Raw genomic sequence first — 25,442 nt, 5'->3', positions numbered from 1 at the left:
GACGTTGGTGGGGCAAGGCGCGGATCGCGCCGTCATCGGATCGGCCGCGCCGTTCCACAAGCCGGAGAGCCGATGTTCGCCACCACCCTGCGCAAGATCCACCGCCTGTCCCGCCGCCTGTGGGTGCGCGTGGCGCTGATTTCCGGCATGGCCTTCGTGGCGCTGGGTGCGGCCAAGCTGTTCGGCCCGATGATCCCCGACGGGTTGTCAGAGGCGATCGGGGCCGACGCGCTGAACCGGTTGCTCGACATCATCTCGACCTCGATGCTGGCGGTCACCACCTTCTCGCTGTCGGTGATGGTCAGCGTCCATCAATCGGCCTCGTCGCGCTGGACGCCGCGGGCGCATCGGATGCTGCTGGCCGACACCACCACGCAGACCGTGCTCGCCACCTTCATCGGCGCCTATATCTATTCGCTGGCCGCGATCATCCTGCTCTCCACCCCCTATTACGGCGAGAAGGAGATCGTGACGCTCTATCTCGCGACGCTGGCGGTTCTGGTGCTGATCGTCGTCGTCATATTGCGCTGGATCCTCCACCTGCAGGCGCTGGGCAGCCTCGTCGACACCACCGTTCGGATCGAGCGCGAGGCGGTTCGTGCCTTCGAGGCACGGATGGAACGGCCCTGCCTCGGTGGACATGCGCTGAAACCGGGGGACATTCCTGGCACCGCACGCCCGATCCGGGCCAAGCGGACGGCCTATATCCAGGCCATCTACGAGGATAGCTTGCAGGCCGCGGCCGAGGAACATGACGGGCGGGTCTATCTCGACGCGCCGATCGGGCGCTTCGTGCATCGCGGCGAGGTCATCGCCCACATCGAGGGTGGCGGCGAGGCGCTCGAAGAGGCCGTGCGGGGCGCGGTCCACATGGGCGAGCTGCGCACCGTCGAGCAGGATCCGCGCTTTGCCCTGATCATGCTGTCCGAGGTCGGCAGCAAGGCGCTGTCGCCGGGTATCAACGATCCGGGGACGGCGATCGACGTCATCGGCCGGATCGGCCGTGTCATCGGCGGGTTTCGCGACGAGATGGCGCATGGCCGCGATACGCCGATCCATGACCGGCTCTGGGTCGTGCCGCTCGATCCGCTCGATCTGATGCAGGACGGCTTCGGTGCGATGGCGCGCGATGGCGCCACGCAGGTCGAGGTGCTGATCTCCATGCTCAAGACCCTGACCGCGTTGCAGGCCCATCCCGACACCGGCATCGCAGCGGCGGCGCGCGAGATGGCGCATGAAGCGCTCGAGCGCGGTCGCGCCGCGCTCGAGTTCGACCGTGACCGCGACCGGCTGGCTCGCGCCGCGCCCGAGATCGCGGCGCGCGGCCGGATCAGGGAATGATCCGGCTGTACTTGGTGCCTTCGAGCGTCGCGCCGACCCGCAGCCCGGTTTGCGCGAACACCACCGCGATGACCGGCGACAGCGAGGTGGTGGTCTCGGCCTTGAGCATCTCGCCGCGATCGTTGATCGCGTATTCGATGTCGGCGCCGGCCGCCCAGCCCGGGGCGCGGCGGAAGTCCGAGAGCGCCTGCTCCGTCATGAAGAACAGCACGTGGCTGAACTGCTGCGCGCCGATCTGGAAGCCGGCGCTCGCGGTCGTGGCCGAGTAGTAGTCGACCACGCTGCGCCCCACCAGGAGCGCGCCGCGCCCATAGGCGCCGCCCAGGCCGAGCCCGACCTCGGTGACCAGCGGCATCACCAGCATGCCGCGCGACTGCGCCGCCAGCTCGCGTGTTCCCGGATACTGGTCGAACATGTGATCGAGCGTGCTCTGTACGCGGGCGTCGATGCGCGATGCGCCGTCGCTGCCCACACCGTTGCCGCAGGCCGCCACCAGGCTGGTGGCGCCCAGGCCGAGCACGAGGCCCCGCCGTGTCGTCTTGTCCATGTCGCTGCCCCTCATGCAATCCATGCCGCCCTTGTGACCGGGCGATCGGGGTGACCATAGGCCAGCCGGCCCGGCCTGTCATCCGCCGATGGCGCAGGGGCAAACCGGGCGGCCGGGTTTCGCGCGATGATCAGCCGTTCATCAGCCGCGCGGCACGCGGTGCGAAATAGCTCAGCACACCGTCGCAACCGGCCCGGCGGAAGGCCAGCAGGCTTTCCATCATCACCCGGTCGCCATCGAGCCAACCCTGGCGCGCCGCACCCTCGATCATCGCGTATTCGCCCGACACCTGGTAGGCGAAGGTCGGTACGCCATACGCGTCCTTCACGCGGGTGCAGATGTCGAGATAGCTCATCCCCGGCTTGACCATCACCATGTCGGCGCCCTCGGACAGGTCGCGGCCGACCATGCGCAGCGCCTCGTCGGCATTGGCGGGGTCGATCTGGTAGGTCTTCTTGTCGCCCTTGAGCGCGCCGGAGGCCCCGACCGCGTCGCGGAACGGGCCGTAGAAGGCGCTCGCGAACTTCGCGGCGTAGCTCAGGATCGCGACATGGCCGTGACCCTCGGCCTCGAGCGCGGCGCGGATCGCCCCGATCCGGCCATCCATCATGTCGGAGGGGCCGAGGATGTCGGCCCCGGCGCGAGCCTGCGCCAGCGCCATCTTGACCAGCGCCTCGACCGTGGGGTCATTGACGATCTCGCCATCGACGACGAAGCCGTCATGGCCGTTAGCGTTGTAGGGGTCGAGCGCGATGTCGGTCATCAGCGCCATCTCGGGCACCGCATCCTTGATCGCCCGGATCGCGGTGTTGGTCAGGTTGTCGTCCGACCATGCCTCGGCGCAGTCCTCGGTGCGGCTCTCGGGGCCGGTATAGGGGAACAGGCACATCGCCGGGATGCCCAGAGCATGCGCCTCGCGCGCCGCCGTCACCGCGCGGTCCACGGTCAGCCGCGACACGCCCGGCATCGAGGCGATGGCGCTCTCCTCGTCGCGCCCGGCCTGCAGGAAGATCGGCCAGATTAGGTTGTCCGGCGTCATCGCCGTCTCGCGGGTCATGGCGCGCAGCGCGGCGCTGCGGCGAAGCCGGCGCGGACGGGACAGCGGGTAGGGGGCGGCATAGGGCTGCATGGCGACGCCTTTCGTGCGGGGCATTCATATCACATCACGGGGGTGGCACGGTTTGCCGCAGCCTACAAGGCTGGGCATCGGCAGGGCCCGGCTCTAGGCTGCGCGCAACGCCAAGACCCGGATGACGCCCCCCGTGACACTGACCCAGACTCTCTTCGAAGTGATCGACATGCGATCCTTCTCCAATCTCTGGTTCTGGATCATGCTGGCACTCATCTGGTCCGGCGCCAGCCACCGCGTGCTCGGTGTCCCCTTCGACATGGTGGCGCGCGCGCGCCGCTTCGGTGGCCAGTCGGAGCGCGACCTCGTTGACTTGGTGCGGATCAACGTCAATCGGCTGCTGCATGTCGGGCACGTCGCCGGCAGTTGGCTGATCGGCGTGGTGGCCTTCATCCTGTCGTCCCTGCTTCTCTTGGGTTTCTGGTACGGTATCGAATTCGCGCAGGCGGTCGCTCTGCTGGCTCTGCCGCTCAGCATGGTGGGCGCGATGAGCTTCGCCACGGCCCGGCGCATCGCTCGCGAGCGGCCCGAGGCCGAGCTACTGTGCAAGCGGCTGGCGCGGCACCGGTTCTGGGTCCAGCTCATCGGCATGGTGTCGATCTTCGTCACCGCCATGTTCGGCATGTACCAGAACCTTTCGGTGGCGCCGGGGTTCTGACCCCGCGGGGCGCTTGACAGCACCGGCGCGAAAGGTAGGTCAGCGCAATGGCAAAGACGAACCCCAGCAGGATCACCGTCTCGGGCGCGCCCGAGGGCTTCGACGCGACACTGGTCCTGAAGGAGGCGGATAAGGCCTCCGGCCCGGTCCTCCACGTCGCCCGCGACGACAAACGGATGGCGGCGATGCGCGCGGCCCTGGCGTTCCACGCGCCCGACATGCCGGTCGTTACCTTCCCGGCCTGGGATTGTCTCCCCTATGACCGCGTCTCGCCCGCGCCCGAGATCTCGGCCGCCCGCATGGCGGTGCTGGCGGGGCTGCTGCATGGCATGCCCGAGCGTTATGTCCTGCTGACCACGCTCAACGCCGCGACCCAGCGCGTGCCCGCGCGCGCCACCATGCGCGGTGCGGCCTTCTCGGCCCGCGTCGGCGACCGGATCGACGAGGCGGGGCTGAGGGATTTCCTCGTGCGGATGGGTTTCACCCAGAGTCCGACTGTGACCGAGCCGGGCGATTACGCGATCCGCGGCGGCATCATCGACATCTTTGCGCCCGGGCAGGGCGGGCCGGTCCGGCTCGACATGTTCGGCGACGTGCTCGACGGGGCGCGCCGCTTCGACCCGGCCACCCAGCGCACCACCGAGAAGCTCGACCGGATCGAGCTGGCGCCGGTCTCCGAGGTGATCCTCGACGAGGCGGCGATCACCCGCTTCCGCCAGTCCTACCGGATCGAGTTCGGCGCCGCCGGCACGGACGATCCGCTCTACGAGGCGGTGACGGCCGGGCGAAAGCAGGCGGGCATGGAGCATTGGCTCGGCTTCTTCCAGGACGATCTCGAAACGCTGTTCGACTATCTCCCCGGTGCGCCGGTGACCCTCGACGATCAGATCGCGCCGCAGCGCGACGCCCGCTGGGCGCTGATCACCGATGCCTACGAGACGCGCCGCCATGCGCTGGCGCAGAAGGGGCGGATGGATTCGGTCTACAAGCCCGCCCCTCCCGCGCTTCTCTATCTCGACGATGACGCTTGGATGGCCGCGACCGAGGGCCGCCGCGTGCTGCGCTTCGCGCCGTTGCCACAGGCCACCGGCCCCGGCGTGATCGATGCGGGCGGGCGGATCGGGCGCAATTTCTCGCCCGAACGCCAGCAGGAGAACATCAGCCTCTTCGCCGCGCTGGCGAGCCATGTGAAGGAGCGCATGAAGGCCGGACCGGTGGTCATCGCCTCCTATTCCGAGGGTGCGCGCGAACGGCTCTCGGGGCTGATCGAAGACGAGGGCCTCACCGAGACGATCCATGTGCGCGACTGGGCCGGCGTCGGCAAGCGCGGCCTGCATCTCGCGGTCTGGCCGCTGGAGCATGGCTACCAGACCGACGACCTGACCGTGATCTCGGAGCAGGACGTGCTGGGCGAGCGGTTGATCCGCCGCGCCCGCAAGAAGCGCCGGGCCGACAACTTCCTCACCGAGGCGCAAAGCCTCAGCCCCGGCGATCTGGTCGTCCATGTCGATCACGGCGTCGGCCGCTATCACGGGCTCGAGGTGGTGACCGCCGCCGGGGCGGCACATGAATGCCTGCTTCTCGAATATGCCGAGAACGCCAAGCTCTATCTCCCGGTCGAGAACATCGAACTGCTCTCGCGCTTCGGCCACGAGGAAGGGATGCTCGACAAGCTGGGCGGCGGCGCCTGGCAGGCCAAGAAGGCCAAGCTCAAGGAGCGTATCCGCCAGGCTGCCGACCGCCTCATCCGGATCGCCGCCGAACGCGCGCTCAGGACTGCGCCGCGGCTGGAGCCGCAGGACAGCATTTGGGAGCAGTTCCTCGCCCGCTTCCCCTATGACGAGACCGAGGACCAGCTGCAGGCGATCGAGGACGTTCTCAGCGATCTCGAGAGCGGCCATCCGATGGACCGCCTGATCTGCGGCGATGTCGGCTTCGGCAAGACCGAGGTGGCGATCCGCGCGGCCTTCGTCGCCGCGCTCTCGGGCGTACAGGTCGCCGTCATCGCGCCGACGACGCTGCTCGCGCGCCAGCACTACAAGAACTTTGCCGAACGCTTCCGCGGCTTTCCGATCAATGTCCGTCCGCTTTCGCGCTTCGTCTCCGCCAAGGAAGCGTCCGAGACCCGCGCCGGCCTCGCCGATGGCAAGGTCGACATCGTCGTGGGCACCCATGCGCTGCTCGCCAAGAGCGTGAAGTTCCGCGATCTGGGCCTTCTCATCATCGACGAGGAGCAGCATTTCGGCGTCAACCACAAGGAGCGGCTCAAGGCGCTCAGGACCGATGTCCACGTGCTGACGCTCACCGCGACGCCGATCCCGCGGACGCTGCAGATGTCGCTCACCGGGGTGCGCGACCTGTCGATCATCGGCACGCCGCCGGTCGACCGTCTCGCGATCCGCACCTATGTCAGCGAGTTCGACACCGTCACCGTGCGCGAGGCGCTTCTGCGCGAACGCTACCGGGGTGGGCAGAGCTTCTTCGTCGTGCCGCGCGTGGCCGACCTGCCGGAGATCGAGGAGTTCCTCAAGACCGAGGTGCCCGAGATTTCCTATGTCGTGGCGCATGGTCAGATGGCGGCGGGAGAACTCGACGAGCGGATGAACGCCTTCTACGACGGCCGCTATGACGTGCTGCTCGCGACCACCATCGTGGAATCGGGTCTCGACATCCCGACTGCCAACACGATGATTGTGCATCGTGCCGACATGTTCGGTCTGGCGCAGCTCTACCAGATCCGCGGCCGGGTCGGGCGCTCCAAGACCCGCGCCTATGCCTATCTCACCACCAAGCCGCGTGCGCCGCTGACGCCCGGCGCCGAAAAGCGGCTGCGGGTGCTGGGCAGCATCGACTCGCTTGGCGCTGGCTTCACGCTGGCCAGCCAGGACCTCGACATCCGTGGTGCGGGCAACCTTCTCGGTGAGGAGCAGTCGGGCCAGATGCGCGAGGTTGGCTTCGAACTTTACCAGCAGATGCTGGAGGAGCAGATTGCCAAGATCCGTTCGGGTGAGGCCGAAGGGCTTTCCGAGGATGAGGGGCAGTGGGCACCGCAGATCAATCTCGGCGTGCCGGTGCTGATCCCCGAGGAATACGTACCCGACCTCGACGTGCGGCTGGGTCTCTACCGTCGCCTGTCCGAGCTGACCACCAAGGTGGAGCTGGAGGGCTTTGCCGCCGAGCTCATCGACCGCTTCGGGCCGCTGCCCAAGGAGGTCAACACGCTTATGCTGGTGGTCCGGATCAAGGCGATGTGCCTCAAGGCCGGGATCAGCCAGCTCGATGGCGGTCCCAAGGGCGCGACCATCCGCTTCCACAATGACAAGTTCGTCTCGCCCGAGGGGCTGGTCGAATTCATCCAGGACCAGAAGGGCCAGGCCAAGGTGAAGGACAACAAGATCGTCGTGATGCGCGACTGGTCGAAGGAAGCCGACAAGATCCGCGGCGCCTTCGGCATCGCCCGCGAGCTGGCCGAAAAAGTGAAGGCCGCCAAGAAGGCGAAGGCCGAGGCATGAGCGAGGCACCTACATCAACATCGGCAGGCAAGCGCCTGATCAGCCTTGTTATTCCGTGCTATAACGAGGCCGGAAATATCGAGGCACTGGTGCAGGAAGCCTTCGATCTTTTGCCGCGCGACCTGCTGGGCGAGGTGATCGTCGTCGACGACCATTCCCGGGACGACAGCGTGGCGCGACTGCTCGAGTTGCGCGATCGCGAGCCGCGGCTGCGGGTGTTAAGGCACCTCAGCAATGCCGGCCAGAGCGCTAGCGTCCGTACCGGTGTCATGGCCGCGCGTCATCCGCTGATCGCGACGCTTGACGGTGACGGTCAGAACCCGCCCGGTGACATCCCGGCTCTGGTCGCGGCCTATGACCCCGCCGGGCCGCAGCTGGTCGGGGGCGTTCGCGCCAAACGGCGCGACACCTGGTCGAAGCGGACCGCCTCGAAACTCGCCAACGCGTTGCGCCGCCGTCTGCTGGGTGACGACTGCCCCGACACCGGCTGCGGATTGAAGGTGTTCGAGCGCGACCGTCATCTCGCGCTGCCGTTCTTTCACGGCCAGCACCGCTACCTGCCTGCGCTGTTCAAGGCGCATGGCGCGAGCACGGCCTATGTGCCGATCGGCGACCGCGCGCGCCAGCACGGCGCGTCAAATTACACCAACTGGAAGCGCGGCCTGCAGGGCGTGCCAGACATGCTGGGGGTGCGTTGGCTGATGTCGCGGGCCCGGCCGGTTCACTCCGAGGAGCTCGAATGACCATGTTCAGCGACTGGATCGCCCGCACCGGATGGGCCGAAATCGTCTGGCTGACGGTCGGTTTCCTCGCCCAGGCGATGTTTTCGGCGCGCTTTCTCGTGCAATGGATCGCCAGCGAGCGAGTCCGCCGGTCGATCGTGCCCGAGGCCTTCTGGTACTTCTCCTTCGCCGGGGGCGCGATGCTTCTGGCCTATGCCATCTACCGCCAGGACCCGGTCTTCATTCTCGGCCAGGCCTTCGGATTGCTGGTTTATGCGCGAAACATCTACTTCATCTGGAGCGAACGCCGCGCCGGCGAGCCAGGGCATGAGGGCTGAGCGTCGTGCCGATCTCGTCTGGATCGGACTGATCCTCGGCTATGCCTTGCTGGGCGCCGTTTTGCGCCCATTCTACGGTGCCGGGTTTTCCTATGACGAGGCCGAAGCGTTCTATTACGCACGCGACCTGCGGTTGGGTTATGACGCGCAGCCACCGTTGTATTTCTGGCTTCAGTGGGGGCTGTTCCAACTGATCGGCGAGACAGTGTTTGCGGTCGGCCTGCTCAAGGCCGCCACGCTGGCGCTGGTGGGCTGCGCGCTCTACGGGCTGCTGCGCGAGGCGCATCCGCCGGCTTTGGCCGGGCTTGGCGTGGCCGGCTTAGCGCTGTTGCCGGACGTGCTGTGGCGTTCGCAGCGGGCGCTGACCCATTCGGTGCTGACCCTCGGACTGACCATCCTCGCGACTTGGCTGCTGTGGCGCGCGCTCCAGAATGGCCGCTGGCGCGACTGGGTCGCGCTCGGCCTCGCGCTCGGTCTCGGCATGCTGTCGAAGTGGAACTACCTCATGGTCCCGGCGACGCTTCTCGTCGCGGTGGTCTGGGACGGCCGGACGCGGAGCCTGTCGCGGCGCGGCGTGGGGTTGGCCGTCGTCATCGCCGCGGCCCTCGTGGCCGGGCCGGCGCTCTGGACGCTGGCGCATTTCGACCGGGCGACGGGCACCTTCGGCAAGCTCGGCTTCGAGGTGCAGGGCGCGCTACCGGCACCGGTGGCGGCGGTGGTCGCCATGATCGTGACACTGGGCGCGGTGCTGGGACTGCTCGCGCTGGTGACCGGCGTAATGGCCCGGCGGATGCGGGGCCGGTCCCGCCCGCCGATGCCGCCGCTCGACCGGTTCCTGTGGCGCGTGCTCGGAGCCGGGATCGGGCTGATGCTCCTCGCCATGCTGGTGAGCGGCTCGACGCGGATGCAGAACCACTGGCTGCTGCCGCTGGCCTATCTCGCCGCGCCGCTGGTGCTGCTGCGACTGGCGCCGGTGATGTCTCCGCGCGGGACGCGGCGGTTCGAACTCGGCCTCGGGGCGGTCTGGCTGTCGGTGGCGGCGCTGCTCTTCTACGAGGGACGGGTCGATCCGGGTTGGCGCGGCCTCGACTACGCGCAGGTGGCCGGCACGCTGCAGAATGCCGCCCCTGAGGGCACGCCGGTGGTCACCAACGAGATCCGCATGGCCGGGATCCTGCCGCTGTTCCTGCGGGAGCGGGAGATCCTCTACCTGCAGGATCTGTCCGGGCCCAACGACCTGCCGGGGGGGGCGCTGCTCTGGATCACCATGCCGGTGCGCGATACCGATCCCACGGCCGAAGGGCTCGCGCAGGAGCGGGGACGCATGGCCGAGGATACCCAAGCGATCGAGCTCGACCGGGGCTTCCGCACCACGCGCTTCGACATCGCTCTCAGCCGTTAGCCGGCGGCAATCTGCGCGCGGATATCCTCGATTACCTTGAGCCACATCTCCTTGCTCTGGGCACCGGGCACGGCGTGCTGCTGGGCCACGATGAAGGTCGGGACCCCGGTCACGCCCATCTCGCGGCTATGCGCGTCGCGTTGGCGGATGCCGTCGAGATCGGCGTCGCTGGAGAGCAGGCGGCGCACCACCGAGGCGTCCATCTCGATCGCGTCGGCGATATCGGCTAGCACGTCGCGGTCGCCGATGTCGCGGCCATCGGTGAAATAGGCCTTGAACAGCGCGCTGACGGCCGCCGTCTGGCGCCCCTCGATACCGGCCCAATGGATCAGCCGGTGCGCGTCGAGCGTGTTGGGCGTGGTGGCGATACGGTCGAGATGCAGATCGAGCCCGGCCTCGGCCGCGCGCTCCACGACTGGCGCATAGGCGCGCGCGGCGCCCTCGCGGCCGCCGAACTTGGCCTCCAGATAGGTGCGCCGATCCAGGCCTTCGCGCGGCATGTCGGGGTTGAGCTGAAACGGATGCCATTCGACGGTGAAGGGATGGTCGGGCTGCTCCGCCATCGCGGCATCAAGACCGGCCTTGCCGATCCAGCACCAGGGGCAGATCGGGTCGGAGAGGATGTCGAGCTTCACCATGGGGGCGGGTCCTTGCGCTTGGCCTGCGGAACAGGGCCCGAGGGCTACGCGCTGCGCGCCGATGTTGCAAGTCTCGGCGTCGCCATCGTATGGCTGGCCCCATGACCACCTCTGATCCCCGTCCCGGTTCGCTCGTCCGGATTGCTCGCGAGAACGGCGCGCAGGAAACCGCGCCGCCGCTCGATCTCGGGGCGCGGGTGCGCGATCTGCGCCGCGCGCAGGGCTGGACCCTGGAGCAGGCGGCGAACCGCGCAGGGCTGGCCAGGTCGACCCTCTCGAAGATCGAGAACGGCCAGATGTCGCCAACCTATGACGCGCTCAAGAAGCTGGCGCAGGGCCTCGGCATCACGGTGCCGCAGCTCTTCACGCCGCCGCGTCGCGATCAGGTGCTGGGACGGATGGTCGCCACGCGGGCGGGCGAAGGGAAGGGCCAGATCACCGCCACCTACGAGCACGAGCTTCTGGCCGAGGGGCTGAAGGTCAAGAAGATGCTGCCCTATCGGGCCCGTGTCAGGGCCCGCGCCTTCGAAGAGTTCGACGGCTGGGTGCGCCATGACGGCGAGGAATTTCTCTACGTGCTCACCGGCACGATCCGGCTGCTCACCGAATTCTACGAGCCGGTCGAGATGAAGCGTGGCGACAGCGCCTATTACGACGCCGCGATGGGACACAACGTGATCTCGACCAGCCCGGAGGATGCCACCATCCTGTGGGTCACCTCGCTCGACTGACGGCTCAGTCGCGCTCTTCCTTGCTGTCGTCGTCGCCGAAGGCCGCATCGTCGCTGTAGACATCCTCCGACGGGTGTATCGAGCGGGCCGAGGCGATGATCCGTTCGTTGTCGCGGGTCTCGTCCATCATCGCGTCGGCGGGGTCGGTCCCTTCGAGCCACTCGGAGACCTCGTCGCGCGCGTCCTCGCGGCTCATCCCGGTCACTTCGCATAGATGGTCGAGGAAAGGACCCAGCTCGCCTTCGGTGGCCTCCACCTCGTCGGCGTCCAGATCCGGCCATTCCGTCAGGATGTTGGGCACGAATGCGTGCCAGTGCTTGGCCACGTGGCTCCATTTCATCGCGGGTCTCCTCATGCTGCCCGATGTCTTGCTCCGGCAACGGAAAGGGGGCGGACCGGGTTCCGGTCCGCCCCCTTCAATGGGCCAGGCGCAGTGGCCCGATCAGAGCACGAGATCGACCGCGCCGAGGCCGAGCTGCGCCGTGCCGACCGCTGCGTCGCCGACGACGCGCACGGGCGTGCAGCCCGCCACCAGCGCCAGCGCGATCAGGATCAGCGCGGCGCGCCTCACTGAGCGGTCTCCGTGCCGGATTCGCCGCCGGCCTCTTCGCTGGCCGCCGTTTCACCCTCAGCGACCTCCTCGTGCCACCAGACGTCGGGCTGCCAGCCCGGCCAGTCGCCGAAGACCGGGATCTCTTCCGGGTGATGCAGGTCGGCGTCATAGGCGATGCGGCTGATGTTCCACTGGTAGATCGGGATCACGTAGCGCCCCGCCGTCAGCACCCGGTCGAGCGCCTTGGTCGCGGCGACGAAGTCGTCCTGGCTCTCGGAGGTGAGCAACAGGTCGATCAGCCCGTCCACCGCGGGGCTCTTCACGCCCATCAGGTTGCGGCCACCCGGCGTCTCGGCAAAGTCGGCACCCCAGTAGGAGTACTGCTCGTTGCCGGGGCTGAGCGACAGGCCGCGCCGGAAGTAGGTCATGTCGAAGTCGTAGGCGTCGGTGCGTTCCTTGTACTGGGCGCTGTCGACGGTGCTGATGGTCGGCGTGATGCCGATCCGCTCGAGCGCCTGCACATACATGTCGATGATCGACGCGTTCTCGGAGCTGCCGGTCTCGAGCAGGATGTCGAAGGCGAAGGGCTTGCCGGTCTGCTCGTTGGTGAGCACGCCGTCCTGGATCACCCAGCCGGCGCTGGACAGCAGCGCCAGCGCGGCGGCCGTGCCCTTGCGGTTGCGCTCGGTGCCGTCGGAAACGGGCAGAGCGTAACCCTCGATCGCGCCCTCGGGCAGGTCGTCGGACCAGCGCTCCAGGAACTCCTTCACGCGGCCTTCGGCCGGGCCTTCGTCCATGCCGAGCGGCGAGTTCGAGAAATAGGAGGTGATGCGCGGCTGCGCGCCGCCGGTCATCGCCTCGTTGATGAACTCAAAGTTGAACGCCTCGATCATCGCCTGGCGCACGCGCCAGTCCTGGAAGACCGGGCGGCGGGTGTTCATCACGAAGCCGGTCATGCCGGTCGGGCGGCCATGCGGCAGCTCCTCGAGCACCACCTCGCCCGAACGGACCCGCGGGAAGTCGTATTGGCTCTCCCAGCGGGCGACGTTGAACTCGCGGGTGAAGTTGGTCTCGCCGGTCTTGAAGGCCTCGAAGGCCGCCGTTTCGTCGCCGAAGAACTCGAGCTGGATCACGTCGAGATTGGCGGTGCCGCGGCGGAACGGGATGTCGGCACCCCAGTAGTCCTCGTCACGCTTGAGCGTGATCGAGCGACCGGCCTCGAAATCCTCGATCACATAGGGCGCCGAGGTGATCGGGATGGTGTCGAGCCCGCTCTCGGCGAAGTCCTTGCCCTCCCACTGGGCCTTCTTAAGGATCGGCCGCAGGCCGGCGAGCAGCGCCAGCTCGCGGTCATCGGTGTTGAAGGTGAGACGCACCTTGCGCTCGCCGGTCTCCTCGATGCTCTCGACCTTCTCCCAGAAGCCGAGATAGCGGGGGTGACCCTCGGTGCCGAGCGTCTCGAAGGACCAGATCACGTCCTCGACCGTGACCGAGCTGCCGTCGGAGAACTTCGCCTCGGGATTCAGCGTGAATTCGACCCAGGACCGGTCGGGTGCGGTCTCGATCGATTCGGCCAGCAGGCCGTAAAGGGTGAACGGCTCATCGAGCGAGCGGCCCATCAGGCTTTCGCCGATCAGGTAGCTCAGCTGCCATGGTACCGAGCCCTTCAGGATGTAGGGGTTGAGGCTGTCGAAGCCGCCGACCTCCGCGGTGGCCATCCGGCCGCCGGTCGGCGCCTCGGGATTGGCATAGGGAAGGGCGGTAAAGCCCTCGGGGAGCGCCGGTTCTCCATACATTGCAATGCCGTGTGCCGGCTCGGCGAAACTCGCCCCAGAGGAGAGTAGCAGGGCGAGCGTGCCGCCGCCCAAGCGCTTGAAGATAGTTGCCGTCATCGTGTTGGAAACCCCCTGTCGGTTCGGTTTTCTGACCAGACTTGTAGTTGAAGAAGACCGTATAGCCCCCCCTGATCTTTATCAAACTTTTAGCTTGGACGATGGCGGCGAAAGGCTTATAAGGGAGTCACTGCTCGATAGGTTTCTTGCCTGTATGAAACCTGCCTCATAACTCAACGCCCGCCTAGTGCGGGCGTTTTTTTTGGCATGTGACGGGGATCGGGCACGGGTTGACGCGCTCTTGCGCGCTATCGACACAAGGCGTCCTTATCAAGGGGTTATCTTCGATTGCCCCTCGCTTTTCTCGATGGGCGCGCCAGTATCGGGGCAGGATGCAGCACAGGGAAGACCGATCATGCAGCTTCGAGGCAAGACCGCGATCATCACCGGATCGAACTCGGGAATCGGGTTGGGAATCGCGCGTGAGCTGGCGCGGGCCGGCGCCGACGTGGTCCTCAATTCATTCACCGACCGCGCGGAGGATCATGCGCTTGCGCAGGAGATCGCCGATGCGCATGGGGTGACGGCACGCTATATCGCCGCCGACATGTCCGATGGCGCTGCTGCGCGGCAGCTGATCGAGCAGGCGGGGCGCTGCGAAATCCTTGTCAACAATGCCGGGATCCAGCACGTCGCGCCGATCGAGGAATTCCCCGCCGCCAAGTGGGACGCGATCATCGCGATCAACCTGACATCGGCGTTTCACACCACGGCCGTGGCGCTGCCGATGATGCGCAAGGCCGGCTGGGGCCGGGTGATCAACATCGCCAGCGCCCACGGCCTCACGGCCTCGCCCTACAAGGGAGCCTATGTCGCCGCCAAGCACGGCATCGTCGGCTTCACCAAGGTCACCGCGCTCGAGACGGCGCGCGAGCCGATCACCGCCAACGCGATCTGCCCTGGCTACGTGCTGACGCCGCTGGTCGAAGAGCAGATCCCCGACACCATGAAGAAATACGGCATGGACCGCGACGAGGTGATCGAGAAGGTCATGCTCGAGCGCCAGCCCTCCAAGGAGTTCGCCACCACGGAGCAGCTCGGCGGCACCTGCGCTTTTCTGTGCTCGGACGCCGCGGCGCAGATCACCGGAACCACCATCAGCGTCGATGGCGGCTGGACGGCGCTGTGATCCGGATCAACCTCGCGCTTCAGGGCGGCGGCGCGCATGGCGCCTTCACCTGGGGCGCGCTCGACCGGCTGCTCTGCGAGGAGGATATCGAGATCGCGGCGATCTCGGGCACCTCGGCCGGGGCGATGAACGCGGTCGCGCTCAAGGCCGGTCTGGTGGCGGGCGGGCGCGAGGGCGCGCGGGCCGAACTGGCCCGGTTCTGGGGCCGGATCGGCGCGGTGACGGATGCGCGCTGGTCGGATTGGATCTCGGCGCTAGCGCCCACCGCCCCGGCGCTGGCACGGGCGATCGAATGGTCGCCCGCCTTCGCCGCCTTCGACATGACCCGCCGGATGCTCTCGCCCTATGCCTACGGCCCGCTGCTGCGCAATCCGCTGGAGCGGATCCTGCGCGAGATAGATTTCGAGGCGGTGCGTGCCGCGCCGGGACCGCGGCTTTTCGTCGGTGCCACGAATGTACGCAGCGGCAAGATCCGTGTCTTCTCGGGTGCGGATCTGGGGCCGCGCGCCGTGCTGGCCTCGGCCTGCCTGCCGACGATGTTCCGCGCGGTGGAGATCGACGGCGAGGCGTATTGGGACGGCGGCTACACCGGTAACCCGGCGCTGTTTCCGTTGTATGACAAGGCGTTGCCGGACGATGTTCTGATCGTGAACATCAACCCGCTCTACCGCGAGGAAGTGCCCGAGGACGGTGCCGCGATCCAAAACCGCATCAACGAGATCAGCTTCAATTCATCGCTGCTGCGCGAATTGCGGGCGGTGGATTTCGTGCGCCGCCTGCTCGCTGGGCATGCGCTGCCCGAAGGGACGATGAAGCGGGTGCTGATCCACATGGTGGGCGACGACGCGCTGATGAACGACCTCAACGTTGCGACCAAGACGATCCCGGCACCGGTGATCCTGGCGCGGCTGCGTGATGCCGGCGAAACCGCGATGGACCGGTTCCTCGCCACCCACAAGGACGATATCGGACGCCGGGATACGGTGGATCTGCGGGCGATGTTCGCCTGAGGCGGCTCAGCGCCCGGTGCCGGTGACCAGCGTGGGTGCGCCCTGATCGGAGGGTCGCGTCCGGTCCGGCGGCGTCACTAACCCGGCCGAGATCACCAGCTTGGCCGCGTCCTCGACCTTCATGTCGAGGATGATCACGTCGGCACGCGGCAGGAACAGCAGGAAGCCGGAGGTCGGGTTCGGCGTCGTGGGCAGGAACACCGTGACGATGTCGCCCTCGGGCGGCAGCTTGCGCGCCACCTCGCCCTTGGCCTTGGTCGAGATGAAGGCCAGCGCCCAGAGCCCCTTGCGCGGATATTCGATCAGGCAGGCCTGGTCGAAGCTGGTCTCGGTCTGGGCAAACACCGTCTCGGCGATCTGCTTGAGCCCGGAATAGACCGAGCGCACGACCGGCATCCGCCCGACGAGGCCTTCGCCAAGGCGGATCAGGCTGCGCCCGACGAACCCCTTGGCCAACGCACCGACCAGGAAGGTGAACAGGATAAAGAAGATGACGCCGACGCCGCGCAGGTTGATCCCGATATACTGTTCGGGATTGAAGCGGTCGGGCACGAAGGGCAGCACCCAGCTGTCGATCCAGCCGACCAGCGTCCAGATCAGCCAGACGGTCAGGCCAATCGGCGCGATCACGACCACGCCAGCGATGAAGTTGTTGCGCAGCAGGCCCAGCAGATGGCGGCGGCGAGGGGGCTCGCCATGGGCGGGCGGCAGGATCGGCGGGCGGGTCACTGGCGGCTCGTCCTTCGGCGCGCGTCGGGGCTCCTGCCTATCTAGGGGGCCGCGCACGCCCCGGCAATGGGCGGCGCGCGCAGCAAGGCGGTTCAGCGTCGCATGGTGCTCAATTCAACCGCGATGGCGGCGCCAAGCCGCGCGTTGTTGAGAACAAGCGCGATATTGGCATCGAGCGAGCGGCCCTCGGTCAGCTCGAAGATCCGGCCCAGCAGGAAGGGCGTCACCGCCTTGGCCGCGATGCCCTGTGCCTCGGCCTCGGCGAGCGCCTGCTCGATCACCGGGCGCAGCTCCTCGGCGGGGATCTCGGCCTCGGCCGGGATCGGGTTGGCGACGAGCTGGCCACCGTCAAGGCCCATCGCGGCGCGCATCCGCATCGCGGCCGCGATCTCGGCGGCACTGTTCATCCGCAACGGGGCCGGCATCTCGGAGGTCGCTGACCAGAAGGCCGGCAGCACGTCCTGGCCATAGGCAATCACCGGCACGCCCAGCGTCTCGAGCACCTCGAAGGTCTTGGGCAGGTCGAGAATGGCCTTGGCGCCCGCCGCGACCACCGTCACCGGGGTCTTCGCCAGCTCGTGCAGGTCGGCGGAGATGTCGAAGCTCGTCTCCGCGCCGCGATGCACGCCGCCGATGCCGCCGGTCGCGAACACCTCGATGCCCGTCAACCGCGCGGCGATCATCGTGGCGGCGACCGTCGTGGCGCCATCACCGCCACGCGCGAGGCAGGCCGCGAAGTCGGCCCGCGACAGCTTGGCCACGTCGCTGGCCTGCCCGAGGCGGTCGAGCTGCGCTTCGGTGAGGCCGACATGCAGCCGGCCGCCCAGCACGGCGATGGTCGCGGGCACCCCGCCATGGGCGCGGATTTCGGCCTCCACCCGGCGCGCGGTCTCGACGTTTTGCGGGAACGGCATGCCGTGGGTGATGATCGTGCTTTCAAGCGCGACGATGGGGGCACCCTCGGCGCGGGCTTGCGCGACTTCGGGGGAGTATTCGATCTCGATCACAGCGGGTTGTCTCCGGATACATAGGTGGCGGCGGCGACGAGCGCCCGGCGCAGCGCGGCGTTCGGGTCCATGCCCTCGGCCTCGGAGGCGATATGCGCCGCCATGAAGGTGTCGCCGGCACCGGTGACACGCGTGACTAGCACCTCTGGCGGGGTCTGGGTGAAGCAGCTGTCCTGCGTGGCCACGGTCGCGGCGCGGCCGCCATCGGTGACCAGCGCGCGATGCGCGCCGCGCGTGACCAGTGCACGCGCCGCCGCCTCGGAGGACTCGAAGGTCGCGTGGCAGAGCAGGCCGGCTTCTTCGAGGTTGACGTAGAGCGTCGCCGAAGGGTGACCCATCAGGGCCAGCAGCCGCTCGGCCTTGCCGGGGCTGGCGGGGGCCACGCGCAGATCGGCGCGGGCGAACAGGTCGGATTCCGCGATCTGGCCCAGCAGCTCGACGGTCAGGTTGCCGTCGAGCGCGACCAGCCCCTCCCAGGGGGCGCCGGGCGTCCCGAGGCGGCCATCGGCCAGGGGGCGCAGGATCTTGTCACCTGCCTGTTCGAGCGAATGCGCGTCGGCGATCGCGGCGATCAGCCCGTTGGCGCCCTCGATCGCCATGTAGATGTCGGTCGGCAGGTCGTCGGAGCGATAGAGATGGGCGGTCTCCATGCCCATCCGGCCCGCCTCGGCGACCAACTCGTCGCCTTCCGCATCGCGGCCCACGGCGCTCAGCAGCACCGGCCGAAGCCCGAAACGCACCAGTGTCATGGCGATGTTCATGGCGACGCCGCCGGGCAGGCGGTGGATGCGGCCCGGCACGTCGGAGCCGACGCGCATGTGGCTGGCGGTACGGCCGATCACGTCCCATAGAACGGAGCCGATGCAGAGGATTTCGGAAGTCTGTTTCATGGCTTCCGTCCTGCCGCAGCCCCGCCCGCCGGTCAATCCGGCACGGCGAAGCTCAGCGCGGCCCAGAGGCTTTCCCAAACGGCACCCGTGGCGACCTGCATCGCGTGGTCGGGTTCGCGCAGCACCACCGCATTGGCGAGGTAATCATGCCCGGCCTCGACCGGGAGCAGGGCCACGCCTTCGGCGTCGGTGCGGTGCAGGGTCAGCTCGACCTTGCCATCGGCATCGCGGGCGAAAAGCTCCACCTGCGCATCGGCGCGCGGCGCGTCCTCGTAAAAGAGTTGCACCCGCAGCCCCTCCGACAGGTCGTCGGCATAGGGGTTGTCCAGCGCCACCAGCTCGGTCGCGAGGCCGAGGCGGTGATCTTGGCCCTGCGGGTCGCCGACCCCGATCAGCGCCTTTGAGTAGCGCGTGAACGCCTCCTTGAAGCCCGCATCGGGCAGGCCGCGTGTGGCATGATTGGCGGCCACCGCGCCGAGATCCTTGTGCGCGACGAAGCGTTCGAACACCGCCGGGTCGTCATATGTGACAAGGCTCGGCTTGGAGACATAGGCCGCGATCAGCAGGCCTTCCTCGGGCGCGGCCATGGCGAGCGCGGGGCGCGCGCCGAGCCGGCCTTCGACGGGGCGCGCCTCGTCCCCCGAATGAAGAGTGAAGCTTTCATAGCGTTGCGGAAGAAGGGCATAGCGGATGCCTTCGAAGTGGTCGCCGTTGACAAGGTCGGCCCGGACCATATCGTCCGCCGCGATCTGCCAATCGAGCGGTTCGATCCAGAATTCATGCGCCGCGACAGGCGTAGACAACAATACGAGGCAGAGGGTTATGAGACGCATTCAGGGGCTCCCGGGGTTTGGGGGCAGGGTGATCCTTGGCCTCGTGATGTCAAGCATCGCGATCTGCTGGGCCGCGCTCGCCGCGGCGCATGAGGTGCTGCCGGCGCTGGCGGACATGGAGGTGCAGGGGGAGCGGCTGACCTTTACGGTCGAGACGCCGCTCGAAGGCTTCGTGGCCGGCGTCGATCTCGGCGCGGTCGACGACACCAACGCCGCGCCCGAGGCGGGCACCTACGATGCCTTGCGGGCGCTCGGGGCCGAAGAGATAGCGGCGCGGTTCCGCGCCTTCTGGCCGGAGATGGCCGAGGAGATCGACATCGAGATCGACGGCGCGCGCGTGGCGCCCGAGCTCGACGAGGTCGTGGTGCCGGAGCCGGGCGACCTGTCGCTGCCGCGTCCTGCGATGCTGCAGTTTTCCGTGCCGTTGCCCGAGAATGCGCAGACGGTGCGCGTCGGCTGGGACGCGGCCTTCGGCACGCTGGTGCTGCGCCAGCAGGGGGTCGAGGCCCCCTATGACGGCTATCTGGAAGCCGGTGCCGTGAGCGATCCGATCCGGCTCGGCGGTGGCGATCAGGCCAGCGGCTGGGAGAGCTTCCTGCGCTATATTCCCGTGGGCTTCGATCACATCCTGCCCAAGGGGCTCGACCATATCCTGTTCGTGCTGGGGCTGTTCTTCCTTGCGGCCAGGCTGCGTCCGCTGCTTTGGCAGGTCTCGGCCTTCACGCTGGCCCATACCGTGACGCTGGCGCTGGCCGCGCTCGGCTATGTCTCGGTCCCGGCATCGATCGTCGAGCCGCTGATCGCCGCCTCGATCGCCTTCGTCGCGATCGAGAACATCGTCTTCCCGCATCTGGGCCTGTGGCGGCCAGTGATCGTGTTCGGCTTCGGCCTGCTGCACGGCCTGGGCTTCGCCTCCGTGCTGGGCGAGTTCGGCCTGCCCGCAGGAAGCTTCGTGCCGGCGCTGATCGGCTTCAACATCGGGGTCGAACTGGGTCAGCTCACGGTGATCGCGGCGGCCTTCCTGCTGGTCGGCTGGGCCTGGCGCAAGCCTTGGTACCGGCAGGTGATCGCGATCCCCGCCTCGGCGGCGATCGCGCTGGTGGGCATCTGGTGGGTGATCGAGCGGACCCTGCTCTGAAGCTTCGCGCCCCGGCCAAGAAAAAAGGGCGGCGACCTATCCGGTCGCCGCCCTTTCTTTGTCTCACGCGTCGTACGTCTTACCTTTCAGGCATCAGCCCTCGTGGGCTGAAGCGCAGCACCGCGAGCAGGATGATGCCCATGGTCATCAGCCGCATCTGCGCCGCCGAGTCGGTCAGATGGGCGCGCAGCCAGCTATCGGGAGACATGCCGGAGGTGATCAGCTCCATCGCCCAGAGGCCGAGCGGCTCGACCATCACCCACAGCCACCAGATCAGGAAGCCGCCGAGCACGGCGCCGTAGTTGTTGCCGGAGCCACCGACGATCACCATCACCCAGACGAGGAAGGTGAAACGCAGCGGCTGGTAGGTGCCCGGAGTCAGCTGACCGTCCAGCGTGGTCATCATCGCGCCGGCGATGCCGCAGACGGCGGAGCCGAGGATGAACACCTGCAGGTGCCGTGCTGTGACGTTCTTGCCCATCGCGTTGGCGGCGACCTCGTTGTCGCGGATCGCCCGCATCATCCGGCCCCACGGGGAGGCCAGCGCCCGCTGGGCAAGGAGCAGGATCACGATCAGCACCACGGCGAAGAGGCCGGAATAGAGGATCTTGACCCAGAGCGTCGAGGCAGTGACCGGGTCGAGGCCGAAGCTCGCCGCGCGCTCCGCGAAGCCCGGATCGCGCTGCAGCTCGACCTCGTAGGGCACGGGCCGGGGCAGGCCGATCACGTTCTTCACGCCGCGCGACAGCCAGTCCTCATTCTTCAGAACCGCGATCACGATCTCGGCGATGCCCAGCGTCGCGATGGCGAGGTAGTCCGAGCGCAGGCCCAGAGCGGCCTTGCCGATGATCCAGGCAGCGCCGGCGGCGAGCAGTCCGCCCACCGGCCAGGCGATCAGGATCGGCAGGCCAAGCCCGCCGAGATAGCCCGAGAGCGACGGGTTGATCGCCTCGATCGCCTGCACCGCCGGATCGAGCGCGGCGCGGAACAGGAAGAAGCCGCCGACCAGCAGCGCCAGCATGACCAGCGTGCGCATCCGCCCGCCGATCTTGCGTTTCCAGACCTGCACCGCCGCGATGAGAATCGCGGCCCCCAGCGCCAGCGCGCCCAAGAGCCGCAGCCCGCCGGCGTTCCAGCCTTCGGCCACCGGCGGCATCGACACGAGCACAGCCGCGAGGCCGCCCAGCGCCACGAAGCCCATGACGCCGACGTTGAACAGCCCGGCAAAGCCCCATTGCAGGTTCACGCCGAGCGACATGATCGCCGAGATCAGCCCCATGTTCAGGATCGTCAGCGCCAGGTTCCAGCCCTGCACGAGGCCGGTGAGGACGATCAGCAGCGCCATCCCGGCATAGAGAAGATAGCCACGCGCGGTCATACGGACTGTCCCTTGAAGAGGCCGGTGGGCTTGAACAGCAGCACGATGATCAGGATCGCGAAGCTCACGGCGAATTTGTAGTCGGTGGAGAGCAGCTGCACGAGGCTCGAGGGTTCGAGGTTCTCAGGCAGCAGGTATTCGAGCACCTTCTTCCATGCATAGGTGATCAGCACCTCCGAGAAGGCGATCACGAAGCCGCCGGCGATGGCGCCCAGCGGGTTGCCCAGGCCACCGACGATGGCGGCAGCGAAGATCGGCAGCAGCAGTTGGAAGTAGGTGAAGGCCTTGAACGACTTGTCGAGGCCGTAAAGCACGCCCGCCGTGGTGGCGAGTGCGGCGACGATCAGCCAGGTCACCGCGACCACGCGTTCGGGGTTGATGCCCGACAGCAGCGCCAGATCCTCGTTGTCGGAGAAAGCGCGCATCGACTTGCCGGTGCGGGTCTTGTTGAGGAACCAGAACAGCAGCGCCACGGCGACGGCCGCGGTCACCAGCGTGATCAGCGTGGTGGAGCGGATGGCGAGGCCCTCGTCGAGCCCGGTCATCTCCTTGAACTGGCGCGCGTTGATCACGAAGCGGGCGCCATCGGCGAAGTTGACGTCGCCGACGCCGATGATGAAGCGCACAAGGCCGTTCATCACGAACATCACGCCGATCGACACGATGACCAGCACCACCGGCGCGGCCTTCTGCTTGCGATAGAAGCGGTAGATCGCGCGGTCGGTGCCCAGCAGCAGCAGGCCGGTGATGGCGATGCCGACGGGCAGGGCGATCAACGCCGTGGGGAGCGGGCCGAAGCTGATGCCCATGGATTGCAGCCCCCAGGTGACGAGGATCGTCGCCATCGTGCCGAAGGCCATGGTGTCGCCATGGGCGAAATTGGAAAAGCGCAGGATGCCGTAGATCAGCGTCACGCCGAGCGCGCCCAGCGCGAGCTGCGCGCCATAGGCGGCACCGGGGATCAGCACGAAATTCGACAGCGCGACGATCGCGTTCAGGAAGTCGGTCATGATCAGCCCCCCAGGAAGGTGCGGCGCACCTCGTCATCGGCCATCAGCTCGGCGCCGGTGCCGGTATAGGCGTTGGCGCCCTGCACGAGCACGTAGCCCTTGTCGGCGATCTCGAGCGCCTGGCGTGCGTTCTGCTCGACCATCAAGATGGTGATGCCGGCGCGGGCGACCTCGATGATCCGGTCGAACAGTTCGTCCATGACGATCGGGCTCACGCCCGCTGTCGGCTCGTCGAGCATCAGCACCGAGGGCTGGGTCATCAGTGCCCGACCGACCGCGACCTGCTGGCGCTGGCCACCGGACAGCTCGCCCGCGGGCTGGCGGCGCTTGTCGCGCAGGATCGGGAAAAGGTCATAGACCTGCTCGATGGTGGGGCGGATGTCGTCGCGGCGCAGGAACGCCCCCATCTCGAGGTTCTCCTCGACCGTCATCGACGGGAAGATGTTCGAGGTCTGCGGCACGAAGGCCATGCCCTTGGCAACCCGGTCCTGCGGACTCAGATGGGTGATATCCTCGCCGCCGATCCGCACGCTACCTTCGCGCAGGTTCAGCATGCCGAACACCGCCTTCATGGCGGTCGACTTGCCGGCACCGTTGGGGCCGACGATCACCGCGATCTCGCCCTTGTCGACCGAGAGCGTGCAACCCTGCAGGATGTCCGCGCCGCGCCCGTAGCCGCCGGTCATCGCCTCGCCGATCAGATGCGGCTCAGCCATGGCGCTTCACCATTCCGATAATATCCAAGTTCTGTCCCCTCATGCCGTCTCCCCGACGGTCTTGTTCTTGAGACCGGTGCCGAGATAGGCCTCGATCACCGCCTCGTTCTTCATGATGCTGTCGGCGCTGCCCTCGGCCAGCACCTTGCCCTCGGCCATGACGATCACCGGGTCGCAGAGGCGACCGATGAAATCCATGTCGTGCTCGATCACGCAGAAGGTGTAGCCGCGCTCCTTGTTGAGCCGGACGATCGCGTCGCCGATGGTGTTGAGAAGCGTCCGGTTCACGCCGGCACCGACCTCGTCGAGGAACACGATCTTGGCGTCGACCATCATCGTGCGGCCCAGCTCCAGGAGCTTCTTCTGACCGCCCGAGAGATTGCCCGCCCGTTCATCGGCGAGGTGCGAAATCGTCAGGAATTCAAGGACTTCGTCGGCCTTCTTCGCAAGTTCGCGTTCTTGGGCCGCGATCTTGCCCCGGCCGAACCAGGCGTTCCACAGCCGCTCGCCATGCTGGTTCTCGGGCACCATCATCAGGTTCTCGCGCACCGTCATGGAGGAGAACTCATGCGCGATCTGGAAGGTGCGCAGGAGGCCCTTGTGGAACAGCTCGTGCGGTGGCAGGCCTGTGATGTCCTCGCCATCCATGGTGACGCGGCCGGAAGTTGGTGGAAGTCTGCCGGCTATCACGTTGAACAGCGTGGTTTTTCCGGCGCCGTTCGGGCCGATCAGCCCGGTGATCGAGCCAGTCTCGATCCGGAGGCTCGCCCCATCAACAGCATGAAAACCGCCAAAGTGGCGGTGAAGGTTCTCGACGGTGATCATTGGTCCCCGATCGGCCCGGTTTCCCCGATGCATCAGGGGTCTGGGCCATGTTCTCGTTGCGGGATGCGCCGCGCCCCGAGGGGCGCGGCGCGGGTGTATCAGCGGAAGCCGACGGTCTCGATGGCGCCGTCCTTGATCTCGATCTCCTTGAAGGTGCCAGCGCTCTCGCCCGGCTCGATCAGCTCGACGGCGGTGGCGCCGACATAGTCGATCTCTTCGCCGGCCTCGATCAGCTCCAGTGCCTTGCCCAGCTCGCCCGGCAGGATCTGCTCGCCCGGCGCGTTGGCGATGTTCATGATCTCGCCCGCGTAGTCGGCGGCCGAGGTCGAGCCGGCCTTCGCCATGGCGAGGATCATCAGCGCGGCGGCGTCATAGCTTTCGCCGGTGTAGATGCCGGTCGGGTTGATGCCCGCCTCGGTCGCCATCTCCTGGAAGATCGCCGAGCCTTCGCTGTCGGAACCCGGCAGCTGGCCGAAGGAGCCGTCGAGGCCCGAACCGAGATCGTCGACGATCTGCTGGCCGATCATGCCGTCGGGCAGCACGAAGGTGTCGAAGGCGCCGCTGTCGAGCGAGGCCTGGATGATGCCCTTGCCGCCCTGGTCGGTGTAGCCCGCGACGACGAGAACTTCGCCACCGGCCGAGGCCAGAGCGCCGACTTCGGCCGAGTAGTCGGCCTTGCCGTCCTCATGCGCGGCCGAGATCGTGACCGTGCCGCCAGCGGCTTCGAAGGCCTTCTGGAAGCTGTCGGCGAGACCCTTGCCGTAGTCGTTGTTGGTGTAGGTCAGCGCGACTTCGCTGATGCCGCGATCCATGATCACCTGGGACATGATCTCGCCCTGGCGCGCATCGGACGGCGCGGTGCGGAAGAACATGCCGTCATCCTCGGCCTCGGAGAGCGCGGGCGAGGTGGCCGAAGGCGAGATCATCACCACGCCGTTGGCGCGGGCGACGTTCTGCAGGATCGCACCGGTCACGCCCGAGCAGTCGGCGCCCATGATGCCGACCACGCCGTCGGTGGTCACGAGACGCTCGGCGGCGGCGGTCGCGGCGGCGGCGTCGATGCAGGTGCTATCGGCGCGGACCGCCTCGATCTTGGCGCCGTCCATGAAGGCACCGGATTCGTTGACCTCGTCGATCGCCAGCTCGGCGCCGCCCGCCATGTCGGGGGTGATCGACTCGAGCGGGCCGGTGAAGCCCAGGATGATGCCGATCTTTACGGAGTCCATGTGGCTCTCGGCCGAAACGGAACCCGCGACGAGCGCGGTCGCGGCGGAGGCCAGCAGCAGTTTCTTCATCTTCGTCTCCCTGACGCCT

General features: G+C 67.5%; 25 protein-coding genes. 10 read left to right on the top strand and 15 right to left on the bottom strand.

The genetic code is table 11. From position 1 onward, the window contains the following. Positions 1-72: 72 nt before the first annotated feature. The gene (locus FHS00_RS01855) at positions 73-1,341 is read left to right on the top strand and encodes a DUF2254 domain-containing protein (RefSeq protein WP_183469302.1); all 1,269 of its coding nucleotides are present in this window, start codon (positions 73-75) and stop codon (positions 1,339-1,341) included. Here the strand turns inward: FHS00_RS01855 and FHS00_RS01850 are convergent. Continuing rightward, positions 1,331-1,888, bottom strand: coding sequence for a lipid-binding SYLF domain-containing protein (locus FHS00_RS01850; protein WP_183469300.1), 558 nt, complete (start codon positions 1,886-1,888; stop codon positions 1,331-1,333). The genes FHS00_RS01855 and FHS00_RS01850 overlap by 11 nt on opposite strands. Before the next feature lie 130 nt (positions 1,889-2,018). Beyond that, positions 2,019-3,017 (bottom strand): porphobilinogen synthase, encoded by a 999-nt coding sequence (gene hemB / locus FHS00_RS01845; RefSeq protein ID WP_183469732.1) that lies wholly within the window; start codon positions 3,015-3,017, stop codon positions 2,019-2,021. Positions 3,018-3,138: 121 nt separating this feature from the next. On the opposite strand from hemB, the gene FHS00_RS01840 reads away from it, so the two are divergent. Genes FHS00_RS01840 through FHS00_RS01820 form a run of 5 tightly spaced genes read left to right on the top strand, consistent with a single transcriptional unit; the run spans position 3,139 to position 9,649 of the window. Further along, complete coding sequence (locus FHS00_RS01840) at positions 3,139-3,675, top strand: component of SufBCD complex (protein WP_221188673.1); 537 nt, start codon at positions 3,139-3,141, stop codon at positions 3,673-3,675. 47 nt (positions 3,676-3,722) lie between these two features. Beyond that, entirely contained in the window at positions 3,723-7,187 is a 3,465-nt protein-coding gene (gene mfd, locus FHS00_RS01835; RefSeq protein ID WP_183469296.1) for a transcription-repair coupling factor, read from the top strand. Further along, the gene (locus FHS00_RS01830) at positions 7,184-7,930 is read left to right on the top strand and encodes a glycosyltransferase family 2 protein (protein WP_183469295.1); all 747 of its coding nucleotides are present in this window, start codon (positions 7,184-7,186) and stop codon (positions 7,928-7,930) included. Before mfd ends, FHS00_RS01830 begins: the two co-directional genes overlap by 4 nt. Next, positions 7,927-8,247 (top strand): lipid-A-disaccharide synthase N-terminal domain-containing protein, encoded by a 321-nt coding sequence (locus tag FHS00_RS01825; RefSeq protein WP_183469294.1) that lies wholly within the window; start codon positions 7,927-7,929, stop codon positions 8,245-8,247. Before FHS00_RS01830 ends, FHS00_RS01825 begins: the two co-directional genes overlap by 4 nt. Beyond that, entirely contained in the window at positions 8,237-9,649 is a 1,413-nt protein-coding gene (locus FHS00_RS01820) for an ArnT family glycosyltransferase (RefSeq protein WP_183469293.1), read from the top strand. Before FHS00_RS01825 ends, FHS00_RS01820 begins: the two co-directional genes overlap by 11 nt. Here FHS00_RS01820 and FHS00_RS01815 read toward each other — a convergent pair. Then, on the bottom strand, positions 9,646-10,287 hold the full coding sequence (locus FHS00_RS01815; RefSeq protein ID WP_183469292.1) for a DsbA family oxidoreductase: 642 nt from the start codon (positions 10,285-10,287) through the stop codon (positions 9,646-9,648). The genes FHS00_RS01820 and FHS00_RS01815 overlap by 4 nt on opposite strands. Before the next feature lie 101 nt (positions 10,288-10,388). Here FHS00_RS01815 and FHS00_RS01810 point away from each other — a divergent pair, with 101 nt between their 5' ends. Then, complete coding sequence (locus FHS00_RS01810) at positions 10,389-11,018, top strand: helix-turn-helix domain-containing protein (RefSeq protein ID WP_183469291.1); 630 nt, start codon at positions 10,389-10,391, stop codon at positions 11,016-11,018. Between the two features lie 4 nt (positions 11,019-11,022). Here FHS00_RS01810 and FHS00_RS01805 read toward each other — a convergent pair whose 3' ends face one another. The 3 genes from FHS00_RS01805 to FHS00_RS01800 form a co-directional block, all read right to left on the bottom strand. Next, a complete protein-coding gene (locus FHS00_RS01805; protein WP_183469290.1) occupies positions 11,023-11,358 on the bottom strand; it encodes a hypothetical protein in 336 nt (111 codons plus the stop codon). 102 nt (positions 11,359-11,460) lie between these two features. Beyond that, positions 11,461-11,589, bottom strand: coding sequence for a hypothetical protein (locus FHS00_RS17840; RefSeq protein WP_281372244.1), 129 nt, complete (start codon positions 11,587-11,589; stop codon positions 11,461-11,463). Further along, entirely contained in the window at positions 11,586-13,463 is a 1,878-nt protein-coding gene (locus FHS00_RS01800; protein WP_183469289.1) for an extracellular solute-binding protein, read from the bottom strand. The genes FHS00_RS17840 and FHS00_RS01800 overlap by 4 nt, the downstream gene beginning before the upstream one ends. A gap of 355 nt (positions 13,464-13,818) precedes the next feature. On the opposite strand from FHS00_RS01800, the gene FHS00_RS01795 reads away from it, so the two are divergent. Together FHS00_RS01795 and FHS00_RS01790 are read left to right on the top strand one after the other, a co-directional pair. Then, complete coding sequence (locus FHS00_RS01795; RefSeq protein WP_183469287.1) at positions 13,819-14,592, top strand: 3-hydroxybutyrate dehydrogenase; 774 nt, start codon at positions 13,819-13,821, stop codon at positions 14,590-14,592. Further along, the gene (locus tag FHS00_RS01790) at positions 14,589-15,602 is read left to right on the top strand and encodes a patatin-like phospholipase family protein (RefSeq protein ID WP_183469285.1); all 1,014 of its coding nucleotides are present in this window, start codon (positions 14,589-14,591) and stop codon (positions 15,600-15,602) included. Before FHS00_RS01795 ends, FHS00_RS01790 begins: the two co-directional genes overlap by 4 nt. Before the next feature lie 6 nt (positions 15,603-15,608). On the opposite strand, the gene FHS00_RS01785 is transcribed toward FHS00_RS01790, so the two are convergent. From FHS00_RS01785 to FHS00_RS01770, 4 genes are all read right to left on the bottom strand, one after another. After that, on the bottom strand, positions 15,609-16,331 hold the full coding sequence (locus FHS00_RS01785) for a DUF502 domain-containing protein (RefSeq protein ID WP_322336948.1): 723 nt from the start codon (positions 16,329-16,331) through the stop codon (positions 15,609-15,611). Positions 16,332-16,423: 92 nt separating this feature from the next. Then, on the bottom strand, positions 16,424-17,338 hold the full coding sequence (locus tag FHS00_RS01780; protein ID WP_183469283.1) for a pseudouridine-5'-phosphate glycosidase: 915 nt from the start codon (positions 17,336-17,338) through the stop codon (positions 16,424-16,426). Continuing rightward, positions 17,335-18,228: a PfkB family carbohydrate kinase gene (locus FHS00_RS01775; protein WP_183469281.1), complete on the bottom strand. Its 894-nt coding sequence runs from the start codon at positions 18,226-18,228 to the stop codon at positions 17,335-17,337. Before FHS00_RS01775 ends, FHS00_RS01780 begins: the two co-directional genes overlap by 4 nt. A 32-nt stretch (positions 18,229-18,260) precedes the next feature. Further along, the gene (locus FHS00_RS01770; protein ID WP_183469279.1) at positions 18,261-19,061 is read right to left on the bottom strand and encodes a DUF4198 domain-containing protein; all 801 of its coding nucleotides are present in this window, start codon (positions 19,059-19,061) and stop codon (positions 18,261-18,263) included. Positions 19,062-19,107: 46 nt separating this feature from the next. Between FHS00_RS01770 and FHS00_RS01765 the strand changes: the two genes are divergently transcribed. After that, positions 19,108-20,199: a HupE/UreJ family protein gene (locus tag FHS00_RS01765; protein ID WP_183469277.1), complete on the top strand. Its 1,092-nt coding sequence runs from the start codon at positions 19,108-19,110 to the stop codon at positions 20,197-20,199. A 79-nt stretch (positions 20,200-20,278) separates the two neighbouring features. On the opposite strand, the gene FHS00_RS01760 is transcribed toward FHS00_RS01765, so the two are convergent. The 5 genes from FHS00_RS01760 to FHS00_RS01740 form a co-directional block, all read right to left on the bottom strand. Beyond that, the gene (locus FHS00_RS01760; protein ID WP_183469275.1) at positions 20,279-21,577 is read right to left on the bottom strand and encodes a branched-chain amino acid ABC transporter permease; all 1,299 of its coding nucleotides are present in this window, start codon (positions 21,575-21,577) and stop codon (positions 20,279-20,281) included. Then, a complete protein-coding gene (locus FHS00_RS01755; protein ID WP_183469273.1) occupies positions 21,574-22,587 on the bottom strand; it encodes a branched-chain amino acid ABC transporter permease in 1,014 nt (337 codons plus the stop codon). The genes FHS00_RS01760 and FHS00_RS01755 overlap by 4 nt, the downstream gene beginning before the upstream one ends. Before the next feature lie 2 nt (positions 22,588-22,589). Continuing rightward, entirely contained in the window at positions 22,590-23,303 is a 714-nt protein-coding gene (locus FHS00_RS01750; RefSeq protein ID WP_183469271.1) for an ABC transporter ATP-binding protein, read from the bottom strand. A 39-nt stretch (positions 23,304-23,342) separates the two neighbouring features. Further along, positions 23,343-24,128, bottom strand: a complete 786-nt coding sequence (locus FHS00_RS01745) for an ABC transporter ATP-binding protein (RefSeq protein WP_183469269.1) — start codon at positions 24,126-24,128, stop codon at positions 23,343-23,345. 98 nt (positions 24,129-24,226) lie between these two features. Beyond that, positions 24,227-25,423: an ABC transporter substrate-binding protein gene (locus FHS00_RS01740; RefSeq protein ID WP_183469267.1), complete on the bottom strand. Its 1,197-nt coding sequence runs from the start codon at positions 25,421-25,423 to the stop codon at positions 24,227-24,229. Between the last annotated feature and the right edge of the window lie 19 nt (positions 25,424-25,442).

It is taken from the genome of Limimaricola variabilis (assembly GCF_014195545.1).
GTDB classification, from domain to species: Bacteria; Pseudomonadota; Alphaproteobacteria; order Rhodobacterales; family Rhodobacteraceae; genus Limimaricola; species Limimaricola variabilis.
The sequence above is the reverse complement of the archived record's forward strand: the minus strand, read 5'-3'. Positions and strand labels throughout refer to the sequence as shown.

Excerpts from the sequence above, each read along its gene's own strand:
- FHS00_RS01760 (WP_183469275.1), bottom strand. The coding sequence starts at position 21,577 with ATGACCGCGCGTGGCTATCTTCTCTATGCCGGGATGGCGCTGCTGATC.
- FHS00_RS01800 (WP_183469289.1), bottom strand. The coding sequence starts at position 13,463 with ATGACGGCAACTATCTTCAAGCGCTTGGGCGGCGGCACGCTCGCCCTG.
- mfd (WP_183469296.1), top strand. The coding sequence starts at position 3,723 with ATGGCAAAGACGAACCCCAGCAGGATCACCGTCTCGGGCGCGCCCGAG.
- FHS00_RS01815 (WP_183469292.1), bottom strand. The coding sequence starts at position 10,287 with ATGGTGAAGCTCGACATCCTCTCCGACCCGATCTGCCCCTGGTGCTGG.
- FHS00_RS01765 (WP_183469277.1), top strand. The coding sequence starts at position 19,108 with ATGTCAAGCATCGCGATCTGCTGGGCCGCGCTCGCCGCGGCGCATGAG.
- FHS00_RS01825 (WP_183469294.1), top strand. The coding sequence starts at position 7,927 with ATGACCATGTTCAGCGACTGGATCGCCCGCACCGGATGGGCCGAAATC.
- FHS00_RS01740 (WP_183469267.1), bottom strand. The coding sequence starts at position 25,423 with ATGAAGAAACTGCTGCTGGCCTCCGCCGCGACCGCGCTCGTCGCGGGT.
- FHS00_RS01850 (WP_183469300.1), bottom strand. The coding sequence starts at position 1,888 with ATGGACAAGACGACACGGCGGGGCCTCGTGCTCGGCCTGGGCGCCACC.
- FHS00_RS01840 (WP_221188673.1), top strand. The coding sequence starts at position 3,139 with ATGACGCCCCCCGTGACACTGACCCAGACTCTCTTCGAAGTGATCGAC.
- FHS00_RS01745 (WP_183469269.1), bottom strand. The coding sequence starts at position 24,128 with ATGATCACCGTCGAGAACCTTCACCGCCACTTTGGCGGTTTTCATGCT.
- FHS00_RS01755 (WP_183469273.1), bottom strand. The coding sequence starts at position 22,587 with ATGACCGACTTCCTGAACGCGATCGTCGCGCTGTCGAATTTCGTGCTG.
- FHS00_RS01855 (WP_183469302.1), top strand. The coding sequence starts at position 73 with ATGTTCGCCACCACCCTGCGCAAGATCCACCGCCTGTCCCGCCGCCTG.
- FHS00_RS01775 (WP_183469281.1), bottom strand. The coding sequence starts at position 18,228 with ATGAAACAGACTTCCGAAATCCTCTGCATCGGCTCCGTTCTATGGGAC.
- FHS00_RS01750 (WP_183469271.1), bottom strand. The coding sequence starts at position 23,303 with ATGGCTGAGCCGCATCTGATCGGCGAGGCGATGACCGGCGGCTACGGG.
- FHS00_RS01795 (WP_183469287.1), top strand. The coding sequence starts at position 13,819 with ATGCAGCTTCGAGGCAAGACCGCGATCATCACCGGATCGAACTCGGGA.
- FHS00_RS01820 (WP_183469293.1), top strand. The coding sequence starts at position 8,237 with ATGAGGGCTGAGCGTCGTGCCGATCTCGTCTGGATCGGACTGATCCTC.
- hemB (WP_183469732.1), bottom strand. The coding sequence starts at position 3,017 with ATGCAGCCCTATGCCGCCCCCTACCCGCTGTCCCGTCCGCGCCGGCTT.
- FHS00_RS01770 (WP_183469279.1), bottom strand. The coding sequence starts at position 19,061 with ATGCGTCTCATAACCCTCTGCCTCGTATTGTTGTCTACGCCTGTCGCG.
- FHS00_RS01810 (WP_183469291.1), top strand. The coding sequence starts at position 10,389 with ATGACCACCTCTGATCCCCGTCCCGGTTCGCTCGTCCGGATTGCTCGC.
- FHS00_RS01830 (WP_183469295.1), top strand. The coding sequence starts at position 7,184 with ATGAGCGAGGCACCTACATCAACATCGGCAGGCAAGCGCCTGATCAGC.
- FHS00_RS01805 (WP_183469290.1), bottom strand. The coding sequence starts at position 11,358 with ATGAAATGGAGCCACGTGGCCAAGCACTGGCACGCATTCGTGCCCAAC.